At 71.3% G+C, this 23,507-nt stretch carries 21 protein-coding genes; 13 read left to right on the forward strand and 8 right to left on the reverse strand.

Going from position 1 to position 23,507, the window contains the following annotated elements; genetic code table 11:
• From ASD16_RS18190 to ASD16_RS18200, 3 genes are read right to left on the reverse strand one after another with little or no spacing between them, the layout of a single operon-like run.
• A complete protein-coding gene (locus ASD16_RS18190; RefSeq protein WP_055921020.1) occupies positions 1-1,182 on the reverse strand; it encodes an acetyl-CoA C-acetyltransferase in 1,182 nt (393 codons plus the stop codon).
• Complete coding sequence (locus tag ASD16_RS18195; protein WP_055921022.1) at positions 1,179-1,832, reverse strand: CoA transferase subunit B; 654 nt, start codon at positions 1,830-1,832, stop codon at positions 1,179-1,181. Before ASD16_RS18195 ends, ASD16_RS18190 begins: the two co-directional genes overlap by 4 nt.
• Positions 1,829-2,593, reverse strand: a complete 765-nt coding sequence (locus tag ASD16_RS18200; protein WP_055921025.1) for a CoA transferase subunit A — start codon at positions 2,591-2,593, stop codon at positions 1,829-1,831. Before ASD16_RS18200 ends, ASD16_RS18195 begins: the two co-directional genes overlap by 4 nt.
• Before the next feature lie 157 nt (positions 2,594-2,750).
• On the opposite strand from ASD16_RS18200, the gene pdhA reads away from it, so the two are divergent.
• The 6 genes from pdhA (at position 2,751) to ASD16_RS18230 (ending at position 10,794) form a co-directional block, all read left to right on the forward strand.
• Positions 2,751-3,872 carry a pyruvate dehydrogenase (acetyl-transferring) E1 component subunit alpha gene (gene pdhA, locus ASD16_RS18205; protein ID WP_055921028.1) on the forward strand — a complete coding sequence of 374 codons (1,122 nt, stop codon included), beginning with the start codon at positions 2,751-2,753 and terminating at the stop codon, positions 3,870-3,872.
• The gene (locus ASD16_RS18210; protein WP_055921031.1) at positions 3,872-4,879 is read left to right on the forward strand and encodes an alpha-ketoacid dehydrogenase subunit beta; all 1,008 of its coding nucleotides are present in this window, start codon (positions 3,872-3,874) and stop codon (positions 4,877-4,879) included. Before pdhA ends, ASD16_RS18210 begins: the two co-directional genes overlap by 1 nt.
• On the forward strand, positions 4,876-6,276 hold the full coding sequence (locus tag ASD16_RS18215; protein WP_055921719.1) for a dihydrolipoamide acetyltransferase family protein: 1,401 nt from the start codon (positions 4,876-4,878) through the stop codon (positions 6,274-6,276). Before ASD16_RS18210 ends, ASD16_RS18215 begins: the two co-directional genes overlap by 4 nt.
• A gap of 171 nt (positions 6,277-6,447) precedes the next feature.
• Entirely contained in the window at positions 6,448-7,938 is a 1,491-nt protein-coding gene (locus ASD16_RS18220; protein ID WP_055921723.1) for a ricin-type beta-trefoil lectin domain protein, read from the forward strand.
• Positions 7,935-9,359 carry an RICIN domain-containing protein gene (locus tag ASD16_RS18225; RefSeq protein WP_055921726.1) on the forward strand — a complete coding sequence of 475 codons (1,425 nt, stop codon included), beginning with the start codon at positions 7,935-7,937 and terminating at the stop codon, positions 9,357-9,359. The genes ASD16_RS18220 and ASD16_RS18225 overlap by 4 nt, the downstream gene beginning before the upstream one ends.
• Positions 9,360-9,393: 34 nt before the next feature.
• Complete coding sequence (locus ASD16_RS18230; protein ID WP_200943002.1) at positions 9,394-10,794, forward strand: serine hydrolase; 1,401 nt, start codon at positions 9,394-9,396, stop codon at positions 10,792-10,794.
• Between the two features lie 27 nt (positions 10,795-10,821).
• On the opposite strand, the gene ASD16_RS18235 is transcribed toward ASD16_RS18230, so the two are convergent.
• The 3 genes from ASD16_RS18235 to ASD16_RS18245 form a co-directional block, all read right to left on the reverse strand.
• Entirely contained in the window at positions 10,822-12,006 is a 1,185-nt protein-coding gene (locus ASD16_RS18235; protein ID WP_055921037.1) for an NAD(P)/FAD-dependent oxidoreductase, read from the reverse strand.
• Between the two features lie 85 nt (positions 12,007-12,091).
• Complete coding sequence (gene sigJ, locus ASD16_RS18240) at positions 12,092-13,057, reverse strand: RNA polymerase sigma factor SigJ (RefSeq protein WP_235523413.1); 966 nt, start codon at positions 13,055-13,057, stop codon at positions 12,092-12,094.
• 152 nt (positions 13,058-13,209) lie between these two features.
• A complete protein-coding gene (locus ASD16_RS18245; RefSeq protein WP_055921040.1) occupies positions 13,210-13,815 on the reverse strand; it encodes a TetR/AcrR family transcriptional regulator in 606 nt (201 codons plus the stop codon).
• A gap of 108 nt (positions 13,816-13,923) precedes the next feature.
• On the opposite strand from ASD16_RS18245, the gene ASD16_RS18250 reads away from it, so the two are divergent.
• From ASD16_RS18250 to ASD16_RS18270, 5 genes are read left to right on the forward strand one after another with little or no spacing between them, the layout of a single operon-like run.
• Entirely contained in the window at positions 13,924-15,522 is a 1,599-nt protein-coding gene (locus tag ASD16_RS18250) for a carboxyl transferase domain-containing protein (protein ID WP_055921043.1), read from the forward strand.
• A gap of 5 nt (positions 15,523-15,527) precedes the next feature.
• A complete protein-coding gene (locus tag ASD16_RS18255) occupies positions 15,528-17,516 on the forward strand; it encodes a biotin carboxylase N-terminal domain-containing protein (protein ID WP_055921046.1) in 1,989 nt (662 codons plus the stop codon).
• The gene (locus tag ASD16_RS18260; RefSeq protein ID WP_055921049.1) at positions 17,513-18,688 is read left to right on the forward strand and encodes an acyl-CoA dehydrogenase family protein; all 1,176 of its coding nucleotides are present in this window, start codon (positions 17,513-17,515) and stop codon (positions 18,686-18,688) included. Before ASD16_RS18255 ends, ASD16_RS18260 begins: the two co-directional genes overlap by 4 nt.
• Entirely contained in the window at positions 18,685-19,152 is a 468-nt protein-coding gene (locus ASD16_RS18265) for a MaoC family dehydratase (protein WP_055921051.1), read from the forward strand. Before ASD16_RS18260 ends, ASD16_RS18265 begins: the two co-directional genes overlap by 4 nt.
• Positions 19,149-19,943, forward strand: coding sequence for a CoA ester lyase (locus tag ASD16_RS18270; RefSeq protein WP_055921733.1), 795 nt, complete (start codon positions 19,149-19,151; stop codon positions 19,941-19,943). The genes ASD16_RS18265 and ASD16_RS18270 overlap by 4 nt, the downstream gene beginning before the upstream one ends.
• A 32-nt stretch (positions 19,944-19,975) precedes the next feature.
• Here ASD16_RS18270 and ASD16_RS18275 read toward each other — a convergent pair whose 3' ends face one another.
• Positions 19,976-20,395: a hypothetical protein gene (locus ASD16_RS18275; protein ID WP_157454019.1), complete on the reverse strand. Its 420-nt coding sequence runs from the start codon at positions 20,393-20,395 to the stop codon at positions 19,976-19,978.
• 126 nt (positions 20,396-20,521) lie between these two features.
• Here ASD16_RS18275 and ASD16_RS18280 point away from each other — a divergent pair, with 126 nt between their 5' ends.
• Positions 20,522-21,085, forward strand: coding sequence for a putative glycolipid-binding domain-containing protein (locus ASD16_RS18280; protein WP_055921057.1), 564 nt, complete (start codon positions 20,522-20,524; stop codon positions 21,083-21,085).
• On the opposite strand, the gene ASD16_RS18285 is transcribed toward ASD16_RS18280, so the two are convergent.
• The gene (locus ASD16_RS18285; RefSeq protein WP_055921060.1) at positions 21,082-21,897 is read right to left on the reverse strand and encodes a DeoR/GlpR family DNA-binding transcription regulator; all 816 of its coding nucleotides are present in this window, start codon (positions 21,895-21,897) and stop codon (positions 21,082-21,084) included. The genes ASD16_RS18280 and ASD16_RS18285 overlap by 4 nt on opposite strands.
• 273 nt (positions 21,898-22,170) lie before the next feature.
• Between ASD16_RS18285 and ASD16_RS18290 the strand changes: the two genes are divergently transcribed.
• The gene (locus ASD16_RS18290; RefSeq protein ID WP_055921063.1) at positions 22,171-23,472 is read left to right on the forward strand and encodes a sugar ABC transporter substrate-binding protein; all 1,302 of its coding nucleotides are present in this window, start codon (positions 22,171-22,173) and stop codon (positions 23,470-23,472) included.
• Positions 23,473-23,507 lie beyond the last annotated feature (35 nt).

Genomic DNA, 23,507 nt, shown 5'->3' on the forward strand with positions numbered 1-23,507 from the left:
TCAGTCGCGGGAGAGCAGGAGCGCCTCGCCCTGACCCCCTCCGCCGCACAGCGCCACCGCGGCGCGGCCGTGTCCGAGGCGCGCGAGCTCCATCGCGGCGTGACCGGCGAGCCGCGCCCCTGATGCCCCGATCGGGTGCCCGAGGGCGATGGCACCGCCGTGGATGTTGGTGCGGTCGAGCGGATAGTCGAGGTCGGCGAGCGACTGCACGACGACCGACCCGAACGCCTCGTTGATCTCGAGGAGGTCGACCGTGGACAGGTCCCAGCCCTCGCGCGCGAGGGCCGCCGTGATGGCCGCGGACGGCTGGGAGTGCAGGGAGTTGTCCGGGCCGGCGACCTGCCCGGAGGACCTGACGGTGGCGAGCCAGGTCCAGCCGTTCGCCTCGGCGACCTCGCGGGCGGCGACGACGACGGCGGCGGCACCGTCGGTGAGCGGGGAGGCGTTGCCGGCGGTGATCGTCCCGTCGGCCGAGAACGCGGGGCGCAGTGCGGCCAGGGAGTCGAGCGAGGTCTGCGGGCGGATGCCCTCGTCGGTGTCGACGACCAGGGGGTCGCCCCGCCGTTGCGGCACCTCCACGGGCACGATCTCCGCAGCGAAGACGCCGGAGGACACAGCCTCCGCCGCACGCCGGTGGCTCTCGACGGCGACACGGTCCTGCGCCTCGCGGGGGATCGACAGCACCTTGTTCCCCCGCTCGGTGGACGAGCCCATCGACTCGCGGTCGAACGCGTCGGTGAGGCCGTCGAACGCGAGGGAGTCGACGGCCTGGATGTCGCCGTAGGTCCAGCCGCGACGGGAGCCGGGCAGCAGGTGCGGTGCCTGGCTCATCGACTCCTGGCCGCCCGCGACGACGACGGACGCCTCGCCGAGGCGGATCATCCGGGCGGCGTCGATGATCGCGGCCAGACCGCTGAGGCAGACCTTGTTGATGGTCGTGGCAGGCACGGTCCACGGGATCCCGGCTGCGACCGCTGCCTGCCGCGCGGGGTTCTGGCCGGCGCCGGCCTGGACGACCTGGCCCATGAGGACCTGATCCACGGACGCCGGGTCGACGCCCGCCCGAGAGAGAGCGCCGCGGATGGCGACCGCCCCCAACGACGCGGCCGACAGCGACGACAGCCCGCCGTTGAGGCGAGCCATCGGCGTCCGTGCGAACGACAGGATCACGACGTCCCTCATGACAGCACCACCTTCTCGTCCACCCGGAGCGGCACCAGGGGAGTGGCCGCCACCACCTCGTCGACGGAGACCCCGGGCGCACACTCCCGCAGCACCAGTCCGTCGGGAGTCACGTCCAGCACCGCCAGGTCCGTGATGATCCGGTCGACCACGCCGACCCCGGTGAGCGGCAGCGTGCACGCGGGGAGGATCTTGGCCGACCCGTCGCGCGCGACGTGCTCCATCAGGACCACGATCCGACGGGCGCCGTGCACGAGGTCCATCGCCCCGCCCATGCCCTTGACCATCTTCCCGGGGATCATCCAGTTGGCGATGTCGCCGGACGACGACACCTGCATCGCCCCGAGGATCGCGACGTCGACCTTGCCGCCGCGGATCATCGAGAAGCTCACGGCGGAGTCGAAGTACGACGCCCCGGGGGCGATGGTGATCGTCTCCTTGCCGGCGTTGATGAGGTCGGGGTCGACGTCGTCGGGAAGCGGGTACGGGCCCACGCCGAGCACGCCGTTCTCCGACTGCAGGACCACCTCGACGCCGGGCGGGACGAACCCCGGCACCAGCGTCGGCAGCCCGATCCCGAGGTTCACGTAGGACCCGTCGGCCAGCTCCAGGGCGGCCCGCGCCGCCATCTGCTCCCGCGTCAGGCTCATGAGACCGTCCTCCGTTCGATGCGCTTGTCGGTGGCCTCGTCGGGTGAAAGTGCGACCACCCGGTCGACGAAGATCCCGGGCAGATGGACGCAGTCGGGATCCAGGGAGCCGACGGGGACGAGCTCCTCGACCTCCGCGATGGTCACCGCGCCGGCGGCCGCGCACAGCGGGTTGAAGTTCCGCGCCGACGCGTGGAAGACGAGGTTTCCGTGCCGGTCGCCGCGTGCGGCGCGCACCAGCGCGTAGTCCGCGGTGATGGCTTCCTCCCGGACGAACTCGTGCGCGACACCTCGCACGGTGAACGTTTCCACGGGCTTCGGCGGCGAGGAGACGAGCACCGAACCGTCGGGGGAGTACCGCCACGGCAACCCTCCGGAGGCCACCAGCGTGCCCACACCGGTGCGGGTGTAGAAGGCGGCGATCCCGCTCCCACCTGCACGAAGACGTTCCGCGAGCGTGCCCTGCGGGGTCAGCTCCACCTCGAGCTCGCCGGCCAGGTACTGCCGCGCGAACTCCTTGTTCTCGCCGACGTACGACGCGACGATGCGCCGGATGCGACCCGCCTGCAGCAGCAGCCCGAGCCCCCAGTCGTCCACGCCGCAGTTGTTGCTCACGACCTCCAGGTCCTGGACGCCTGAGTCGAGCAGAGCGCGGATCAGCACGCTCGGGATACCGCACAAGCCGAACCCACCGACCGCGAGGGTCGCCCCGTCGGGGATGTCGGCTACCGCCTCGACGGCGGACTGGACGACCTTGTCCATTACTGCCTCCTGTCGACGACGTCATTGTGCGCCGACTGATCGACACTCGCGCCAGCCCATGGGCACAAGGTCCCTTGCGGACTTACCCTGGCGGGACATCAGGCAATGGGGCCTAGCTTCACGAGAGCGACGGTTCCGCCACCAGACGGAGCGAAACATGTTGCGTACAGATGTGTCACCCGGCCGTGCCCTGCCCACCCATCAGCAGGCGGAAGCGCTGCAGCTGGTGACCCCCGACGGTGTCCGTCGAGACGACCCTGTGTATGACCCGGTGGTCGCCGACGTCGACGACGAGAAGCTCCTGGCGCTGTACGAGGACATGGTCGTCGTGCGCCGCTTCGACACCGAGGCCGTCGCGCTCCAGCGCCAGGGACAGCTCGGGCTGTGGCCGCCGCTGCTGGGCCAGGAGGCCGCGCAGATCGGCTCCGCCCGCGCGCTGCGCAGCGACGACTTCGTGTTCAGCAGCTACCGCGAGAACGGTGTGGCGTACTGCCGCGGCGCCCAGCCCACCGACCTCATGCGCGTGTGGCGGGGAACGGCTCTGGCGGGCTGGGACCCGCGGGCGATCGGCATGGCGACGCCGCAGGTGATGATCGGCTCGCAGACGCTGCACGCCACCGGGTACGCGCTCGGGTGCGTCAAGGACGGCGTCGACTCCGTCGCCGTCGCGTACTTCGGCGACGGCGCCACCAGCAAGGGCGACGTGCACGAGGCGATGGTCTTCGCGGCGACGTTCGCGGCCCCCGTGATCTCCTTCTGCCAGAACAACCAGTGGGCGATCTCGGAGCCGGTCGGCCTGCAGGCGCAGCGCCCGATCGTCGACCGCGCCGCCGGCTACGGCATCCCCGGCATCCGGGTCGACGGCAACGACGTCCTCGCGGTGCTGGCCGCGATGCGCGTCGCGCTCGACCGGGCGCGACGCGGCGACGGTCCGACGTTCATCGAGGCCGTGACGTACCGGATGGGCCCGCACACGACGTCCGACGACCCCACCCGCTACGTCGACCCGTCGGACAAGGCGGAGTGGTCGGCCAAGGACCCGATCGCGCGGATCGAACGCCTGCTGACGGCCCGAGGGGCGCTCACCGACGAGCGCGCCGCGGAGATCACGGCGAAGGCCGACACCTTCGCCGCGCAGATGCGCGAGGGCTGCTACGGCCTGCCCACGCCCGAGCCGCTGAGCGTCTTCGAGGACGTCTTCGTCGAGCCGACACCGGAGCTCGAACGGCAGCGCAGCCAGTACGCCGCCTACCTCGCGATGTTCGACGAGGAGGCGTGATGGCCACGATGACCCTGGCGGCCGCCCTCAACAGCGGCCTGCGGCACGCGCTCGACGACGACCCCACGGTGGTCCTGCTCGGTGAGGACATCGGCACGCTCGGCGGGGTGTTCCGGGTGACCGACGGGCTCCAGCGCGACTTCGGCGTCGACCGCGTCATGGACACGCCGCTTGCCGAGGCCGGGATCATGGGCGTCGCCGTCGGCCTCGCCTACCGCGGGTACCGGCCGGTCGTGGAGATCCAGTTCGACGGGTTCGTGTACCCGGCGGTCGACCAGCTGGTGACCCAGGTCGCGCGGATCCACTACCGGACCGGCGGTGCGGTGCGCATGCCGATCACCGTGCGGATCCCGTACGGCGGCGGCATCGGAGCGGTCGAGCACCACTCCGAGTCGCCCGAGGCGTACTTCGCGCACACGCCCGGCCTGCGCGTGGTCACGTGCGCGAGCCCGCAGGACGCCCACACGATGATCCGCCAGGCAATCGCGTGCGACGACCCTGTGGTGTTCTTCGAGCCGAAGCGTCGGTACTGGGTCAAGGGCGACGTCGACGAGTCGATGCACGACGCGCCGCTGCTCGACCGCGCCCGCGTCGTCGTCGAGGGCACCGACGTCACGCTCGCCACCTACGGCCCGCTCGTCATCACCGCGCGCGACGCGGCCCTCGCCGCGCAGGACGACGGCCTGTCCGTCGAGGTCGTGGACCTGCGCTCCCTGTCGCCGGTCGACCTCGACACGCTCGAGGTCTCCGTCCGCAAGACCGGCCGGCTGGTGGTCTCGCACGAGGCCCAGGCCAGCGGCGGGCTCGGCGCGGAGATCGTCGCGAGCATCACCGACCGCTGCTTCGACATCCTCAAGGCCGCGCCCGCGCGCGTGACCGGGTTCGACACCCCGTACCCGGCCGCGAAGCTCGAGGAGCACTTCCTGCCCAACCTGGACCGGATGCTCGACGCCGTCGACCGCGTGATGGGCAGACAGCACTCCCTGACCGGATGGAGGGCGTCATGACCACGATCAAGACCGTGACGTTGCCGGACCTCGGCGAGGGCCTGACCGAGTCGGACCTGGTCGAGTGGGTGGTGGCCGTCGGTGACACCGTCGAGCTCAACCAGGTGGTCGCCGAGGTGGAGACAGCGAAGGCGCTGGTCCAGCTGCCGTCGCCGTACGCCGGGGTGGTCGCCGAGCTGCTGGTCGAGCCGGGCGCGACCGTGCCCGTCGGGACCGGGCTCCTCACGATCGCGGTGGAGGAGCCGGCGATGGTCGACGAGGTCGCGGCGCCGGAACCGGAGCCGACGGCCGATGCCCCGGCGTCGAAGGAGGCCGCGGCACCCGAACGGACCGCAGTGCTCGTCGGGTACGGCCCCCTTGTCGAGGGGACGTCGCGACCGCGGCGCAAGTCCCGGTCGGCCGACTGGGCAGCGGCGCACGCCGTCGCCGACGACGTCGGGCTCGCGCTCGCGGGCGGACGGATCGGGCCGAAGGTGCTGCCGCCGGTCCGCAAGCTCGCGCACGACCTGGGCGTCGACCTGAACAAGATGGTCGGCTCCGGCAAGGACGGGATGATCACGCGCGACGACGTCCTGCGGGCGGTGTCGGGCGTGGAGGTCTCCCCGGCCGCCCGCCGTCCCGACGCGTTGTCGGCCGCGCATCGGCCCGGTCTCGCGCGGCCCCTCACGGAGGCTCCGCCCCGACCCGACGCCGAGGCGCGCGAGGTGCGGACTCCCGTCGCGGGGGTCCGCAAGCAGACCGCCGCCGCGATGGTGGCCAGCGCGTTCACGGCTCCGCACGCGTCGACGTCGCTGACGGTCGACGTGACACCCACGCTGGAGCTGCTCGCTCAGTTCCAGCAGGACCGCGCGCTCGACGGCCACCGGATCTCGATCCTCACCCTCGTCGCCAAGGCGGTCACGATCGCCGTCGGCCGCAACCCGTCGGTCAACGCGCACTGGGACGAGGCCGCCGGGGAGATCGTCCAGTACGGGTACGTGAACCTGGGCATCGCTGCGGCGACCCCGCGCGGGCTGCTGGTGCCGAATGTCAAGGACGCCGACCGGCTCCGGCTGCCGGACCTGGCCGACGCGATCGGGCACCTGACGCAAGAGGCGCGGGCGGGCACGACGACACCGGCGGACCTGGCCGGAGGGACCATCACGATCACCAACATCGGGGTCTTCGGCGTCGACACGGGCACACCGATCCTGGTGCCCGGGCAGGCGGCGATCCTGGCGACGGGGGCGATCCGGCGTCAGCCGTGGGAGTTCCAGGACGAGATCGCGCTGCGCAGCGTGATGACGCTGAGCCTGTCGTTCGACCACCGCCTGGTCGACGGCGCCGAGGCCGCACGGTTCCTCGCGGACGTCGGACGGATCCTGGCGCGCCCGGGCGCCGTGCTCGCGATGGTGTAGCAGCCGTATCTGATCGATTCTGATCGATCAAGTACTGATGCGTTTCACCGTGTCGATCGATCTTGACCGAGTCGCGGGCGGATGTGACGGTAGCCGACGTCCTGACATGCAGGACGGCAGCCTCGCCAGGCCCCCTGACACGTGCAGCGTCGCACAGACAAGGTCGACACCATGAGCGTCCCAGACTCCCGCGCGTCCGCAGCGCGCACCCTCCGTCGCCGCGTGGTCAGCGTGCTGTGCGCCCTGGCGCTGCTGCCGTTGGCCGCCTTGGCCGCACCGTCGCCCGCCACTGCCGCGACCTCGCAGTTCCGTGGGATGAACTGGGCGGTGACCGGGGACAACTTCAGCACCGGTCCGCTGGTCATCGACGGGCTGAGCAGCTCCGACAGCTACGCGGCCGTCCAGGCCACGGCGAACGCGGTGTTCGACGACATGCAGTCGACCCTCGGCATCAACACGGTGCGGCTGCCGGTCAACACCCACACCGTGGGGACCGCGTGGTGGAACAGCTACCGCGGCGTGATCGACGCGGCCACCGCCCGGGGCTGGAAGGTCGTGCTCGCGTACTGGGAGGACGGCGCCGCCTCCGGGGGCCGGATCACCAACCTGACGGCCTTCCATGCGATGTGGTCCACCGTGGTCTCGCAGTACGGGTCCAACGGCCTGGTCTACTTCGAGCCGATGAACGAGCCGCACGGCTACTCGTCGGCCGAGTGGCGCAACGTCGCCGCCGACTGGCTCGTCCGCCACAGCGCGGTGCCGGACGGAAGGGTGCTCATCGGCGGGACCGGCTTCAGCCAGGACCTGCGCGACGTCTGCAACGACAGCCGGTTCGCGAGCACGCTGCTCTCGTTCCACACCTACGCGTTCTTCTACGGCGCGAACACCTACGACGGCTGGCGCAGCAACATCACGACCCGGCTCGGCAGCTGCGCGTCACGCGCCGTCGCGACCGAGTTCGGCGCCCCGATGAACGGTGGGCTCAACTACGGCGACGCGAGCAGCACCGACAACTTCGTCCGCTACATCCGCGCCATCACCCAGGTCATGCGAGACACCGGCATGGGCGGCACGTACTGGCCGGCGCTCGGCGGCAAGCCCGGGACCATCGGTTACGACTGGTACTCGACCTACGCGAAGACCGGCAGCGGCGCGAACGCCAACCTGACCGTCCGCAGCGCGTCCGGTGCGAACCGCCTGCGCTGGGCGTGGGGTGACGCGGTCGACCCGAACACCGGAAACGGGGCCGCCGGCTCGACCGTGCGGATCGTCAACAGCGCCTCGGCCAAGTGCATCGACGTGGTGGGCGGCTCGACCGCGAACAACGCCGAGATCATCCAGTACACCTGCGGCAGCGCCGCCAACCAGCAGTGGCGGCTGACCGACGTCGGCAACGGGTACGTGAACGTGGTGGCAGCGCACTCCGGCAAGTGCCTGGACGTGACGGCTGCCTCCACGGCCGACGGTGCCGCGGTCATCCAGTACACCTGCGGGAGCGGCACCAACCAGCAGTGGCAGCGGCGAGCGGTCGGCAGCTCCTTCCAGCTCGTGGCACGCCACTCGGGCAAGTGCCTCGACGTGCCGTCCTCGTCCACGGCCAACGGCACGCGCCTCAAGCAGTACACCTGCAACAGCGGCACCAACCAGCTGTGGTCGTCGTGAGGGCCTTCCGCCCACTGGCCGCCCTGCTCGCCTCGCTGCTCACCCTCGGGCTGGTCGCGTCGGCAGCCGTGGCCGCGACGGTCACGGTCACCAACGGGACACAGTTCCGGGACACCGGCGGTGCTCCGGTGCACGCCCACGGCGGTGGCGTGCTCAAGGTCGGGTCGTACTACTACTGGTTCGGCGAGGACCGGAACGCCGACGACAGCTTCCGCTACGTCTCCGTGTACCGCTCGACCGACCTGGTCACGTGGGAGTTCCGCAACCACGTCCTGACCGAGGCGTCCGCGCCCGAGCTCGACTCCGGCAACATCGAGCGCCCCAAGGTCATCTACAACGCTTCGACCGGCCGGTTCGTCATGTGGATGCACAAGGAGCAGGCCGGGAACTACTCGGAGGCCCGCGTCGCGGTCGCCTCGTCGGCCACCGTCGACGGGACCTACACGTACCACGGCAGCTTCCGGCCGCTCGGGCACATGTCCCGCGACCTCACCCTGTTCAACGACAACGGCACCGCGTACCTGGTCTCGGCCGCGCGCGACAACTACGACCTGCACATCTACCGGCTGACGTCCGACTACCTGGGGATCGACAGCCTCGTCGCCAACCCGTGGCCGGGCGGGCACCGCGAGGCTCCGGCAGTCTTCAAGCGCGGCAGCGTGTACTTCATGCTCACGTCCGGCGCGACCGGCTGGAGCCCCAACCAGGCGAAGTACGCCACCGCCACCAGCCTGGCGGGGCCGTGGTCGGGCTTCACCAACGTCGGCGACGGCACGACCTTCGGCTCCCAGCCCACGTACGTCCTGCCCGTCCAGGGCACGAGCACCACCAGCTACCTGTACCTGGGGGACCGGTGGGCGGGTGCGTGGGGCGGTGCCGTCCAGAGCTCGCAGTACGTCTGGCTCCCCATCGCGTTCCCGTCCGCCACGTCGATGTCGCTCACGTTCAGCCCGCAGATCACGGTCGACACGGCCACCGGCGTCGTGGCGGGCGTCGCGAGCACCCACTACCGGCTCACCAACCGGAACAGCGGGAAGGTGGCCGACGTCAGTGGCAGCTCCGGGGCCGACAGCGCGAACGTCCTGCAGTGGCAGTGGACCGGTGGGCTCAACCAGCAGTGGCGCTTCGAGGACGCCGGCAACGGCTACTACCGGATCGTCAACCGCAACAGCGGCAAGTGCCTCGACGTCGTCGGCGGCTCGACGGCGGACCGCGCCGACGTCGTGCAGTACACCTGCAACGGAGGGGCCAACCAGCAGTGGCTGTGGCAGGCCGAGAGCGGCGGCTACTCCACGCTCCGGGCAAGGCACAGCGGCAAGTGTCTCGAGGTCCTGTCCCGGTCGACGGCGGACGGCGGCGACATCGTGCAGTACGCCTGCAACGGTGGCACCAACCAGCAGTGGACCCGATCGACGACGTGACAAAGCGCTGGGACGGCGTGGCTAGGGTGCCCGGGTGCCACCTCTCCTGCCCCGCTCGACCCCCGCTGCCTCGGGGGTGTCGGCCGACGCGCTGACCGCACTCCTGGACCGGATCGAGGCGTCCGGCGTCGAGCTCCACTCGCTCATGGTCGTGCGTCACGGTCACGTCGTCGCCGAAGGCTGGTGGGCGCCCTACTCGGCCGACCGCCCCCACCTGCTCTACTCGCTGACCAAGTCGTTCACCTCGGTCGCGGTGGGCATCGCGATCGGCGACGGGCTGCTCTCGCTGGACGACCGCGTGGTGGACGTGCTGCCCGACCACGTCCCCGCCGACGCCTCGGACCAGGCGCGCCGACTGACTGTCCACCACCTGCTGTCGATGACGACCGGGCACCGACCGGACAGCCTGGCGGAGGCCTGGGAGCTGGAGCCCGACGACCTGGTGCAGGGTTTCCTGCGCGCGGCCATGCCCGACGTCGAGGGCACCCGGCACGAGTACGACAACGCGACCACGTTCGTGCTGGCCCGGATGGTGGAGCGGGTCACGGGCCGGGGCCTCCCCGAGTGGCTGGACGAGCGCCTCTTCGGTCCCATGGGCATCGACCACGCCGAGTGGGACCGGGTGGCCAGCGGTGCCGCCTTCGGGTTCCACGGGCTGCACCTGACGACCGAGGCGGTGGCCGCGTTCGGTGAGCTGCTGCTGCGCGGTGGCGTGTGGGACGGACGGCAGCTGGTGGCGCGCGAGTGGGTGGAGCTCGCGACCCGGCACCACGTCGACAGCGTGGACGTCAAGGCCGGCTCGGACGACGCCGACTTCTCCTGCGGCTACGGCTACCAGTTCTGGCGGTCGCGGCACGGCTACCACGGTCACGGTGCCTTCGGTCAGCAGTGCGTGGTGGTTCCGTCGCACGACCTCGTGGTCGCCGTGACCGCTCAGGGGGAGGCCCAGGAGGTGTTCGACGCGCTGTGGGAGTGCCTGCTGCCCGGCATCGACGGGGTCGGGAACGACGAGGTCCTCGCCGAGCGGCTGCGGCACCTGTCGCTCCCGCCGGTGGCGGGGTCGTCCGACGAGCGTCCGGTCGAGGCGACGGTCGACGCGACCGTGGAGGGCTCGGCTCTGCCCGACGGGACGGCCGTCGTCGTCGATCCCGTCGCCGGTGGCTGGCGCGTGCACCTCGGACAGTCCCTGGACATCGAGGTCGGCCACGGCGAGTGGCGGGAGAGCGCACCGCTCGGCCGACCCGTCGTCGCGTCGGGCGCCTGGCAGGGCGACACGTTCGTCGCCGACCTGTGCGTCATCACGACCCCGCACCGGGTCCGTCTCGTGGTCGACGCGGGAACTGCGGTCGCGACCTGGAGCACGGTGCCGCTGACCGGCCCCCGCCTGGACCTCCACCTGCGCTCGCCGCTGATGACCCGGCCCGACGTCAGCTAGGACCGCGCGCGTCCGTCGTCCCACGAGCTACTGCACGGCCGCGGTCCTCCCGGAGGTGGCCGCGATGCCGGCCGTGAGGCGACGTCGACGCGTCGGGTACGGGACCGGATGGGTGACCAGCCACGCGGCGCCCGCGCAGATGAGCTCCTTGTACCGGGCGGCCGGGCGGCCGCCGGGGGCGAAGGACCTGGCGCGGTCGTCAGCGGTCACGAGCTGGATGAGGCCGTCCTGTCGGCCCAGGCTGATGCACTGGTGGACGTAGCCCAGCGGCGTGCGGGGGAGCCTGCCGCCGGTGAGGCGGGCGACGATCGAGTCCGCGGCCTGCCACGCCATCGGGATGCCCGACGCGCAGGACATCCGCAGCGGGTTGCCCACCGGCCCGTGCGCGAACGCGGCGTCGCCGACGGCGTAGACGTCCGGGTGGGACACCGAGCGCATGGTCCCGTCGACCACGATCTGCCCGCGGTCCGTGACGTCCAGGTCTGAGGCGGCGGCGATCGGGTGGGCCGCGAAACCGGCGGCCCAGACGGTCACGTCGGCGGGGATCGTGGTGCCGTCGCCGGCCGTCACGACGGTGGCGTCGACCCGCGCGACGGCCGTGTGCTCGTGGATGGTGACGCCGAGGCGGGCGAAGGTCCCGCGCAGGTGGCGCTGCCCGGCGGGCGAGAGCCAGTCGCCGAACGCGCCGGTCGTCACGACGGCGACGTCGAGCTGCGCGAAGGACTCGGCGATCTCGCTCGCCGACTCGATGCCGGTCAGGCCGCCGCCGACCACCACCACGCGCGCGCCGGGTGGCAGCGCGCGGAGTCGCTCGCGCAGGCGGAGTGCGCCCGGGCGGCTGGCGACCTCGTGCGCGTGCTCGAACACGCCGAGCACCCCGTGGTCGTCGCGCGCGCTGCCGAGGGCGTAGACGAGCGTGTCGTAGCGGAGCTGGTCAGCGTCGTCGAGAAGCACGGTCTTGCCCTCGACGTCGACCGAGGTCACGCGCGCGACGCGCAGGACCACGCCCGAGCCGGCCAGCAGGTCGCGCAGCGGTCGGTCGCGCAGGTGCTGGCCGGTGGCCACCTGGTGCAGGCGGATGCGCTCGACGAAGTCCGGCTCGGCGTTGACCAGGGTGATCTCGACGTCGTCGCCGTGCAGGCGTCGCGCGAGCCGGCCGGCTGCGGAGGCTCCGGCGTACCCGGCGCCGAGGATGACGATGCGGTGCTTCATGAGTCTCAGCTCCTGTGGTGGAGGGGTTGTCCCTCCTGAACTGAGCGGCCGCGCGATCCCTGACACCGGTCCGGTGTGACCTGCGTCACCAGGCGGCGAGCAGAGGCTCCCCGTGGTCCGACGCAGCCCACTGCCGCTGGGCGCGACCCAGCTTGTCGGGGTTGACCTGGGTCAGGACGGCGCAGATCCCGCTGTCGCTCAGCTCCAGGGCCATCACGCCGACGAGCCGGTCGCCGACCGCGACGACGACGGCCGGGTTGCCGTTGGCGGTCCACGCGTAGACGTCGGGCGACCCGCCGATGAGTGCGCGCTTGGAGTCCGCGGGCCGGAACAGGCCGCGCAGGAACTGGGCGACCGCCTCCGCGCCGACGAACGCCTTGGCCCGCGCCGGGATCTTGCCGCCACCGTCGCCCACGCCGAGCACGTCCGAAGTCAGCAGCGCGACGAGCGGCTCGGTCCGGCCGGTCGTCGCGGCCGCGAGGAACTCCTCGACCACCTGGCGCGCGTCCGCGCGGTCGACCTCGGTGCGGACCCGCTCGCCTGCCAGGTGCTGCTTGGCGCGGTGGAGGACCTGCTGGCTGCTGGCCTCGGTGATGTCGAGCATCTCGGCGATCTCCGCGTGCGAGTACGAGAACGCCTCGCGCAGCACGTAGACCGCGCGCTCGGTCGGGGTGAGCCGCTCCATGAGGACCAGGACGGCGGTCGACACCGACTCGCGCTGCTCGACCGTGTCCGCCGGACCGAGCATCGGGTCGCCGTCGAGCAACGGCTCCGGCAGCCACTGGCCGACGTAGACCTCGCGTCGAGCCCGCGCGGACTGGAGCTGCGTCAGGCAGAGGTTGGTCAGCACGCGCGTCAGCCACGCGGCCGGCACGCGGACCTGCTCCCGGTCGGCGGCCTGCCAGCGCAGGAACGTCTCCTGCGCGGCGTCCTCGGCTTCGGCGGCCGAGCCGAGGAGGCGGTAGGCGATGGCTTCGAGTCGCGGCCGGAGGCTCTCGAACACGTCGACGTGGTCCGGCTGGATCTCGTCGTCCATGCTCCGCACGCTCACGCGCCGACCTTACGACGGCGTCCCGGTCACGTCGTCCGGACCAAGCCATGAGTGCCTCGGCGGTCCCACCCGACGACGCCCAGGGCTTGGTCGCGTCCCGGGCTGAGGCGGGACCATGCCCTGGGTGACGGGACGGGGCCGGTGTGCGGCACTCAGGGCTTGGTCGGGGCGAGGGCGGCCAGCGCCATCTCCTGCAGCAACGCTCGGGTCCGCGTCGACGAGACCGCGCGCGCGCTGTGCGGGGTCGAGTTGAGCAGACCGAACGTCGCCTGCGCGCGCAGGCGGAGCTCGGCGCGGTCGGTCGACGGGCTGAGCCGCGAGAGCACGTCGACCCACAGGTCGATGTAGCGACGCTGCAGGTCACGCACCGATCCGCGGTCCTGCGGGGAGAGGGCCGCGAGGTCGCGGTCCTGCACGCGGATGACGTCGGGGTCGCGCAGCGCGAAGTCGACGTGGAAGCGCACGAGCCCGGCGAGCGCCGACGAGTCGTCCTCGGCAGAGGACACCACGTCGCGACCGCCGCCGAGCAGGCCCTCGCTCACCCCGATGAGCAGCGCGGCCAGCACGGCCTGCTTGCTGGGGAAGTGGCGGTAGACCGCCGGGCCGCTGACGCCTACCGACGAGCCCAGGTCCTCGATCGAGACGCCGTCGAAGCCGCGGCCGGCGAAGAGCTGAGCCGCGGACGAGAGCAGGGCGTCGCGCCGCTCGGCCTTGGCGCGACCGCGGGCGGTGGGCATCGCGGAGACCTGCTCGGCCATCGGCTCGCTCCCTCCGTGGACAACACCGTGATCGCAGACTAGCCTCAATTCGGTTAACGATCGTTAACTCAGTTTGTCTCTCCCACCACCCCCGCGGAGACAGCGTCGATGGAGATGCTCAGCACGGCAGCCGACCCTGCCGGGACCTCGTTCGCAGCGAACGACGCGTCCCAGCGCGCCCTCGTCACGGAGCTCCGAGAGCGCCTCGGCACCGCGGCGCAGGGCGGTCCGCAGCGCTCGCGGGAGCGGCACATGGCCCGCGGCAAGCTGCTCCCGCGTGAGCGGATCGACGTCCTCCTCGACGACGGCAGCCCGTTCCTGGAGGTCGCGCCGCTGGCCGCGGACGGTCTCTACGACGGGGAGGCGCCGGGCGCGGGAGTCATCGCGGGCATCGGGCTCGTCCACGGCCGGCACGTCATGGTCCTGTCCAACGACGCGACCGTGAAGGGCGGCACGTACTACCCGCTGACGGTCAAGAAGCACCTGCGGGCGCAGGAGATCGCGCTGGAGAACCGGCTGCCCTGCATCTACCTCGTCGACTCCGGCGGGGCGTTCCTCCCCAAGCAGGACGAGGTGTTCCCGGACCGCGACCACTTCGGGCGGATCTTCTTCAACCAGGCGCGCATGTCCGCAGAGGGCATCCCGCAGGTCGCGTGCGTGATGGGCTCGTGCACCGCGGGCGGCGCGTACGTGCCGGCGATGAGCGACGAGACCGTGATCGTGCGCGGGCAGGGCACGATCTTCCTGGCCGGGCCGCCGCTGGTGAAGGCGGCGACAGGCGAGGTGGTGACCGCGGAGGACCTCGGCGGCGGTGAGCTGCACTCACGGACCTCGGGTGTCACGGACCACCTGGCGGAGAACGACGCGCACGCGCTGCAGATCGTGCGGGACATCGTCGCGACCCTGCCCGTCCCGACGACGACGGCCTGGGAGGTCCACGAGAGCCGACCGCCCAAGGTCGACGAGGGTCAGCTCTACGGGGTGGTGCCCACCGACCTCCAGACCGCGTACGACGTTCACGAGGTCATCGCGCGGCTGGTGGACGGCAGCGAGCTGCACGAGTTCAAGCGGGAGTACGGCACCACGCTGGTGACCGGGTTCGCGCGGCTGCACGGGCACCCCGTGGGGATCGTCGCCAACAACGGGGTGCTGTTCAGCGAGTCCGCACTCAAGGGTGCGCACTTCATCGAGCTGTGCGACCAGCGCGGCATCCCGCTGGTGTTCCTGCAGAACGTGAACGGCTTCATGGTCGGCAAGGACTACGAGGCCGGCGGCATCGCGAAGCACGGCGCCAAGATGGTCACGGCCGTCGCGACGACGCGGGTGCCCAAGCTGACCGTCGTCATCGGCGGCTCGTTCGGCGCCGGCAACTACTCCATGTGCGGGCGCGCGTACTCCCCGCGGTTCCTGTGGATGTGGCCCGCGAGCCGGATCTCGGTCATGGGCGGTCCGCAGGCGTCGTCCGTGCTGGCGACCATCCGCCGCGAGCAGCTGGGCGACGAGTGGTCCGCGCAGGACGAGGAGTCGTTCCGGAAGCAGCTGCGCGACCAGTACGAGACGCAGGGCAGCCCGTACTACTCGACCGCGCGCCTGTGGGACGACGGGATCATCGACCCCGCGGACACCCGCCGTGTACTCGGGATGGCCCTCGACGTCTGCCGAGGCGTCCCGCTGAGCGAGCCCCGCTTCGGGCTCTTCCGGATGTGAGCGCCATGTTCCGGAGCGTGCTCGTGGCCAACCGCGCGGAGATCGCCTGCCGCGTCATCGCAACGCTCCAGAGGCTCGGCATCCGCGCCGTCGCCGTCTACACCGACGCGGACCGGGACGCCCTGCACGTGGAGCGCGCCGACAGCGCGGTCAGGATCGACAGCTATCTGTCCATCGAGGCTGTCGTGGCCGCCGCGCGTGCGGTGGGTGCCGACGCGATCCACCCCGGCTACGGGTTCCTCTCCGAGAACGCGGACCTGGCGCGAGCGTGCGAGGCGGCGGGCGTCGTGTTCGTCGGCCCGGGCGTCAAGGCGCTGGAGGTCATGGGCGACAAGATCCGCGCCAAGGAGCACGTGAGCGCCGCGGGCGTGCCTGTGATCCCGGGCTCGTCGTCCATCGACGCCGCCGCCGCCGAGCGCGTCGGGTACCCGCTGCTGGTCAAGCCGTCGGCGGGAGGGGGCGGCAAGGGCATGACGGTCGTCGAGCGGCCCGAGGACCTGGCCGACGCCCTCGTCGGTGCCCGTCGGGTCGCCGCTGCGGCTTTCGGCGACGACACGCTGCTGCTCGAACGGCTGGTCAGGAGCCCGCGGCACATCGAGGTGCAGCTCCTGGCCGACGGCTTCGAGCACGTCATCCACCTGGGCGAACGGGAGTGCTCGCTGCAGCGTCGGCACCAGAAGGTCATCGAGGAGGCGCCCTCGCCCCTGCTCGACTCGGTGACGCGGCAGAGGATCGGGGAGGCGGCCTGCGACGTCGCCCGGAGCGTGGGCTACGTCGGCGCGGGGACCGTCGAGTTCCTGGTGTCCGACGAGGCGCCGACGGAGTTCTTCTTCATGGAGATGAACACCCGGCTGCAGGTGGAGCACCCCGTCACGGAGCTGGTCACGGGGCTGGACCTGGTCGAGTGGCAGCTGCGGGTCGCTGCGGGAGAGCCCCTCACGGTGCGGCAGTCCGACGTGGTCCTGACCGGTCACGCGATCGAGGCCCGCGTCTACGCGGAGGACCCCCTCCGCGACTTCCTGCCGTCTGCCGGCACGGTGCACGTGCTCGACGAGCCCACCGGCGACGGGATCCGCGTCGACAGTGCGCTGCAGGAGGGCCTGGAGATCGGGTCGGCGTATGACCCCATGCTCGCCAAGGTCATCGCGTGGGGCACCGACCGGGCCACGGCCATGGCGCGGCTGGACGCCGCTCTGGCGCGCACGACGATCCTCGGCGTCCGCACCAACGTCGAGTTCCTGCGCGGCGTGCTGGCCGACCCCGACGTGCAGGCCGGCCGGCTCGACACGGGACTGCTCGCACGGCTGATCCCCACGATGGAGCACCGCACCCCGTCCGACGTGCACCGCGTCGCGGCCGCACTGGCACGTCACCACGCCCGCGCCGGCGAGACCGGCACTTCCGCGCGAGAACGGCAGTTCGCACTGCCGTTCTCGCGGCGAACTGCCGGTCTCGCGTGGAGTTCCGACGGCTGGCGCCTCGGGGAGAACCGGCCCGTGCGGTACGAGGACGTCTCCGTGCTTGGCGACACCGTGTCCGTGGGCGACGGCGAGCCGGTGCTCGCGCGACTGACCCACCGCGGATCCCACGCGGTCGACCTCGAGCTCGACGGGGTCGTGCACCCCCTGCGCCTCGTGACGCACGGCTCGGTGACCTGGGTCGGCGACCAGGGGTCTGCGTTCGAGCTCCGGTTCCGCACCCGCGTCGAGCGCCTCGCCGACGAGCTCGCCGCAGTCACGCGCGGCACGCGCCCTGTCGACCCGCAGGTGCGTTCCCCCATGCCCGGCACGGTCGTCTCGGTGGAGGTGGAGTCCGGCGACAGCGTGGTCGCCGGCCAGATCCTCCTCACCATCGAGGCGATGAAGATGGAGCACCGGGTCGTCGCGCCCAGCGACGGCATCGTCCACCTCACGGTCCGACCGACCGACCAGGTGGCACTCGACCACGTGGTGGCCACCATCACCGGCCACCCCGACGAAGGGACCCCGGCATGACCTACGACCTCACCCCCGAGCAGCAGAAGCTCCGCGACGAGGTGCGCGACTTCGCCGACACCGTCGTGGCCCCCGCCGCGTACGAGTACGACACGAAGCGCGAGCTGCCCTACGAGATCCTCGCCCAGATGGGGGAGATGGGGCTGTTCGGTCTGCCGTTCCCCGTCGAGTACGGCGGGCAGGGCCGCGACTACGTCGACCTGTGCCTGGCCATCGAGCAGCTGGCCCGCGTGGACCAGTCGATCGCCGTGACGCTCGAGGCCGGGGTCGGGCTCGGGGCGATGCCGGTGTGGCGCAGCGGCACCGAGGCGCAGAAGCAGGAGTGGATCCCGATGCTCGCGCGGGGCGAGGCGCTCGCAGCGTTCGGGCTGACGGAGGCCGACGCCGGGTCGGACGCCGCAGGGACCAAGACGACCGCGCGGCTCGACGGCGGCGAGTGGGTCATCGACGGGACCAAGCAGTTCATCACCAACTCCGGCTCGAAGATCACGCGGCTGGTGACCATCACGGCGGTGACGGGGGAGTCCGTCCGCGCCGACGGGTCGGTGAAGAAGGAGCTCACCGCGATCCTGGTCCCCAGCGGCACCCCCGGGTTCACCGTGCTGCCCGCCTACGACAAGGTCGGCTGGCACACGTCCGACACCCACCCGCTGCGGTTCGAGGACGTCCGTGTCCCGGAGGCGAACCTGCTGGGCGAGCGCGGGCGGGGGTTCGCCCAGTTCATCCAGACCCTCGACGAGGGCCGCGTCGCGTTCGCCGCGCTCTGCACGGGAGCCGCGCAGGGCTGCCTGGAGGAGGCCATGCGCTACGCGAAGAGCCGCAACGTGTTCGGCCACCCCATCGGCGAGAACCAGCACATCGCGTTCACCATCGCCCGCATGGAGGCCCGCGTGCACTCCGCCCGCCTGGCCTGGCTCGACGCCGCGCACCGGCTCGTCGCCGGCGAGCCGTTCAAGCTGGAGGCCAGCCTGGCCAAGCTCATCGGCAGCGAGGCGGCGATGGACAACGCGCGCGACGCCACGCAGATCTTCGGCGGGTACGGCGTGATGAACGAGAACCCTGTCGCGCGGCACTACCGCGACTCGAAGATCCTGGAGATCGGCGAGGGGACCACGCAGGTGCAGCTCATGGTGATCGCTCGGGAGCTGGGCTTCACCGGGGCGCCGCGATGACGAAGGACATCGAGCAGCGCGGGCTGTACTACGAGGAGCTCGAGCTCGACGTCCGGTACGTGCACCGGCCCGGACGCACGATGACCGAGGCGGACAACGTCCTCTTCTCGACGCTCACCATGAACCCGCAGGCCCTGCACCTGGACGCGGCGTGGTCGGCCGAGCAGCCGTTCGGGCAGCGGCTGGTGAACTCGATGATGACGTTGTCCGTGCTGGTGGGGAGCTCGGTCGCGCAGCTGACGCAGGGCACGATCGTCGCGAACCTCGGCTTCACCGACGTCCGGTTCCCGCACCCGCTGTTCCACGGGGACACCCTGTACTCGTCGACCGTCGTGACGGAGAAGCGGCTCTCGTCGTCGCGGCCCGGCCAGGGGGTCGTCACGCTCGAGCACACCGGCCGCAACCAGGACGACGTGGTCGTGGCCACCGCGACCCGGACGGTCCTGTTCCGGTGCCGCCCATGAGGGGCCCGGCGCTGCTCTTCTGTCCCGCGGACCGTCCCGAGCGGTACGAGAAGGCCGTGGCGCGGTCCGACACGGTGATCCTCGACCTGGAGGATGCGGTGAACCCGGACGCCAAGGCGGCTGCCCGTGCCCACCTGGCCGCGAGCGCCCTCGACCCGGCCAGGACGATCGTGCGCGTCAACCCGGCCGGCACGGCCGACCTCGACGAGGACCTGGTCGCGCTGCGGGCGACGTCGTACCGGACGGTCATGCTCGCCAAGGCGTCGTCGGCCGCCGACGTCCGCGTGCTGGCCCGGTACGACGTCGTCGCGCTGGTCGAGACCGCCGCCGGGGTCGCGCACGCGGCAGAGATCTCCGCCCAGCCGAACGTGGTCGGGCTCATGTGGGGCGCCGAGGACCTCGTTGCGTCGCTCGGAGGGACGTCCAGCCGGCGCCCCGACGGGTCGTACCGGGACGTCGCCGTGCACGCGCGGTCCGTCGTGCTCGTGGCCGCGGGGGCGTTCGGCAGGGCCGCGATCGACGCGGTGCACCTGGACATCGGCGACGTCGACGGCCTGGCGGCAGAGGCGTCCGACGCGGCGGCCAGCGGCTTCACCGCGACCGCGTGCATCCACCCGTCGCAGGTCGACGTGATCCGCGCGGCCTACCGCCCCACGGACGCGGAGGTCGAGTGGGCCCGCAGCGTGATCGCCGCTGCCGTGGGGCAGCACGGGGCGTTCCGGTGGGACGGCCGCCTCGTCGACGGGCCTGTCCTGAAGCATGCCGAGGAAGTGCTGCGCCGGGCGGGCTGATCCCTCAGCCCGCCCGCGCAGGTGGTGTCGTGTCAGGAGGACGGTGGCGTCGACGGCGGGTAGGAGTCACCCTCGCAGCCGTGGCTGATCACGAACTGGGCGTTCGTCTTGACGCCGTCGTAGCTGGCGACCGCGATCCCGATCAGCGTGACCGGGTTCTGGTAGTCGGCCATGAACTTGAAGGCGCCGTTGCCCGACTGCACCATCGCGAACGTGCCGGACGGCAGTGTGATGTCGGCAGCGGTGGCCTTGTTGGCCGTCAGGACGAACAGCAGGTAGGGCGCCGTGCCGTCGTCGCAGCGGTTGTCCTGGAGGGTGCCGTCGGCATTCAGACCCTGGCCCGAATAGGTGACCTGGTTGGGGTACCCGGGGCTGGCGGACGCGGACGAGACCACGCTGATTCCTAGGATCACCAGGACGACAGCGCTGAGAAGTGCAATGAGCTTCCTCACGGATTTCTCCTCGGGGGTGTGTGAGGGGGTGGGATGTCTGGGACGCGAATTCCGCCTTTGGAAGTCGCATAACGGACAAATCGGATGCTACTCCGACGTTCGGAAGGTGAGCGGGTGAAGAGATCCATGCCTATCGCAGGGCTGCCCGTGCTCCCGCCGTTCGCTGCCTGGCGGTTCGTCGACGCGGTCGACGGGTTCGAGGTGGTCTACCTCCAACCTGGGCGGTTCCGCGGTCACACGTCCGCGGTCGAGAGCGGCCGGGCGTACGCGGTGTCGTACGAGGTCTCGCTCGACGAGGGGTGGATCACCCGAGAGGTGCGCGTCACCTCCGACACCGTGGACGGGCACCGGAGCACGCTCCTGCGCTCCGACGGTGAGGGCAGGTGGACCGTCGACGGCGTCCCGGCGCCGCACCTGGACGGGCTCGTCGACGTCGATCTCGAGGCGTCGGCCTGCACGAACACGCTGCCCGTCCACCGGCTGAGGATGCCCGTCGGCGAGGTCGTCGCCGCGTCCGCCGTGTACGTCCAGGCGTCGGACCTGGCAGTCCGTCGACTGGACCAGACGTACCGGCGGCTCGACGACCACCGCTTCGCGTACGCGTCGGAGGGTGGCTTCGAGGCGGTGCTCGTGTACGACGGCGCGGGGCTGGTGGTCGACTACCCGGGCATCGCGGTGCGGTTCGCCTAGCCGGCGCCTGCCGGGAGCAGCACCTCGACGCCCGCCGCGTCCAGTGCCGCGGCCAGGTCCGGCGGCGGCGGGGACTCGGTCACCAGGTAGTCCGCCCGGCCGAGCTCGGCGATCTGCGCGAACAGCCGGCGGCCGAACTTGGTGGAGTCGGCGAGGATCGCGACCTTGGTGGACCGGTCCATCATCTCGCTCATCATCGCGGCCTCGCCGAGGTTGCTCGTCGAGTAGCCGGCGTCGGCGCTGACGGCTCCGACGCCGATGAGGGCCAGGTCGCACCGGATGTCCCGGTCGGTGCCGTTCTCGGTCGGGAACGCGACGGCGCCGATGGTGCCCTGAGCGCTGAGCCGCACGACGCCGCCGAACACGTAGAGGTCGCGGAACGCGAGCGGGTTGATCTCGGTCGGCATGCGCAGGGAGTTCGTCGCGACGGTGAGGTCGCGGTGCTCGGACAGGTGCCGCGCCACGGCGAGCGTCGTCGTGCCCGCGTTGATCATGAGCGACGCGCCGTCGCGCACGAGGCCGGCCGCGAGCGCGCCGATCTGGTCCTTCGCCGACGTCTGGATGCGCAGCCGCACGTCCACGCCGGTGTCGGGCCGCGGGACAGCCTGTGGGCTGATCGCGCCGCCGTGCGTGCGGATGAGGACGCCGTCGGCGTCGAGGGCGTCGAGGTCGCGGCGGATGGTGTCGGGCGAGACGTCGAACCGCTCGGCGAGGTTGGCGACGGTCACCTGCCCGTGCTCGGCCACGTAGGCCGCGAGGTCGGCCTTGCGGCCCGCAGGCAGGCGGCGTGAGCCGTCGGTGGTCGCAGACATGGGAGTACTGAACCACACGCGTGCGGGTTTGTGCGAGAAGTTGCGCGGACCTGGACGTCCCGTCCTGCGTCGCGTGGAGTCGGATGAATCAGGTCATTCGCCCAGTTCAGAAGCGCGCAGACGTGCTCTCGCAGGCCGGAAGGGCCGAACACGGCGAGGTCACGGGTTCGTTGCGAACGGCAAGTACCGCTTGACGACGCAGAAGAGCGGGTCTAGTTTGGCGAAAACACGCAAAAGTGCGCACACAGTCGCACGAAGCGGCAGGATCTGAGGATGGGGAGAGTCATGGGCAAGGGCGCTCACGTTGGACGCTTCATTGCACTCACCGGTGTCGCATCGCTCGCACTCGCGGCGTGCTCCGGTGGGGGGAACTCCGACAGCGGAGGTGCGGGCGGGGATGACGGTGGCGACGTCACCCTCGAGTTCTCGCAGTGGTGGGAGCCCGAGCTCCCCGACGGCGCGTTCCGCGCGCTGATGGACCAGTTCGAGGAGGAGAACCCCGGCATCACGGTCGACCTGCTCTCGGGTCCCTATGCCTCGACCAAGGAGCAGGTCGTCGCGGGCGCCGCCGCAGGGACCATGTCGGACGTCGTCGGCCTCGACGGTGCCTGGGTCAGTGACTTCGCCGACCAGGGCGCGATCACCGACCTGTCCGCGGTCATGAGCGAGGCCGGCTACGACGAGTCGCAGCTGGCCAGCCAGGTCAAGGTCGACGACAAGACGTACATGATCCCCGTCGTGAACTTCGTCTACCCGATGTTCACCAACGACGACCTGCTCGCCGGAGCCGGGGTCACCGCACCACCCACCAACCGCACGGAGTTCGCGGACGCGGCGGCCAAGATCACCACCGACAGCACCTACGGCTGGATCCTCCCGCTGTCGCTCGAGGCCCCCAACGGCATCCAGAACGACGTCATGTCCTGGGTCTGGGCGTCGGGTGGCTCGATGCTCGACGGCGGGCAGCCCGCGCTGACCGACAACGAGGACGTCACCAGCGCCACGGACTACATCCAGGGGATGTGGGACGACGGCGTCATCGCCCCCGGCTCCTTCACCATGAAGGAGCAGGACAAGGTCGAGGAGTTCAGCAACGGCCGGGTCGGCATGATGATCGACTCCCTGGCCCACGTGAACCTCATCCGCGAGTCCAACCCGGACCTGAAGTTCAGCATCTCGGCGATCCCGGCCGAGGACGACTACACGGGCGAGCGCGGCATCCCCTACGCCTCCTGGGGCATCGGCATCGCCGAGAACTCGGAGCACAAGGAAGAGGCGTTCAAGCTCGTCGAGTTCCTGATGAGCGAGTCCGTCAACTCCGAGCTGTCGTCGATCGCGAACGCGTTCCCGGGCAACACGACCTCCGTCCCCGACTTCGTCGAGGAGGACGAGCTGTTCGCCACGGCGTTCGAGATCTACCAGTCCGGGTTCCCGGCCAACGAGTTCACCGGCCTGCCCGTGGCCGAGCAGCTCATGCGGGACTTCGGTGAGGAGTTCCAGAAGGCGCTCGACGGTCAGCAGTCGATGCAGGACGCGCTCGCCGCGGCCCAGACCAAGTGGGAAGAGGAGTTCTAGGCCACCAGCCCGGAACACCCGGGCCGCGCCGGAGG

Origin of the sequence: Cellulomonas sp. Root485, assembly GCF_001426705.1 — a bacterium.
Taxonomy (GTDB): domain Bacteria; phylum Actinomycetota; class Actinomycetes; order Actinomycetales; family Cellulomonadaceae; genus Cellulomonas.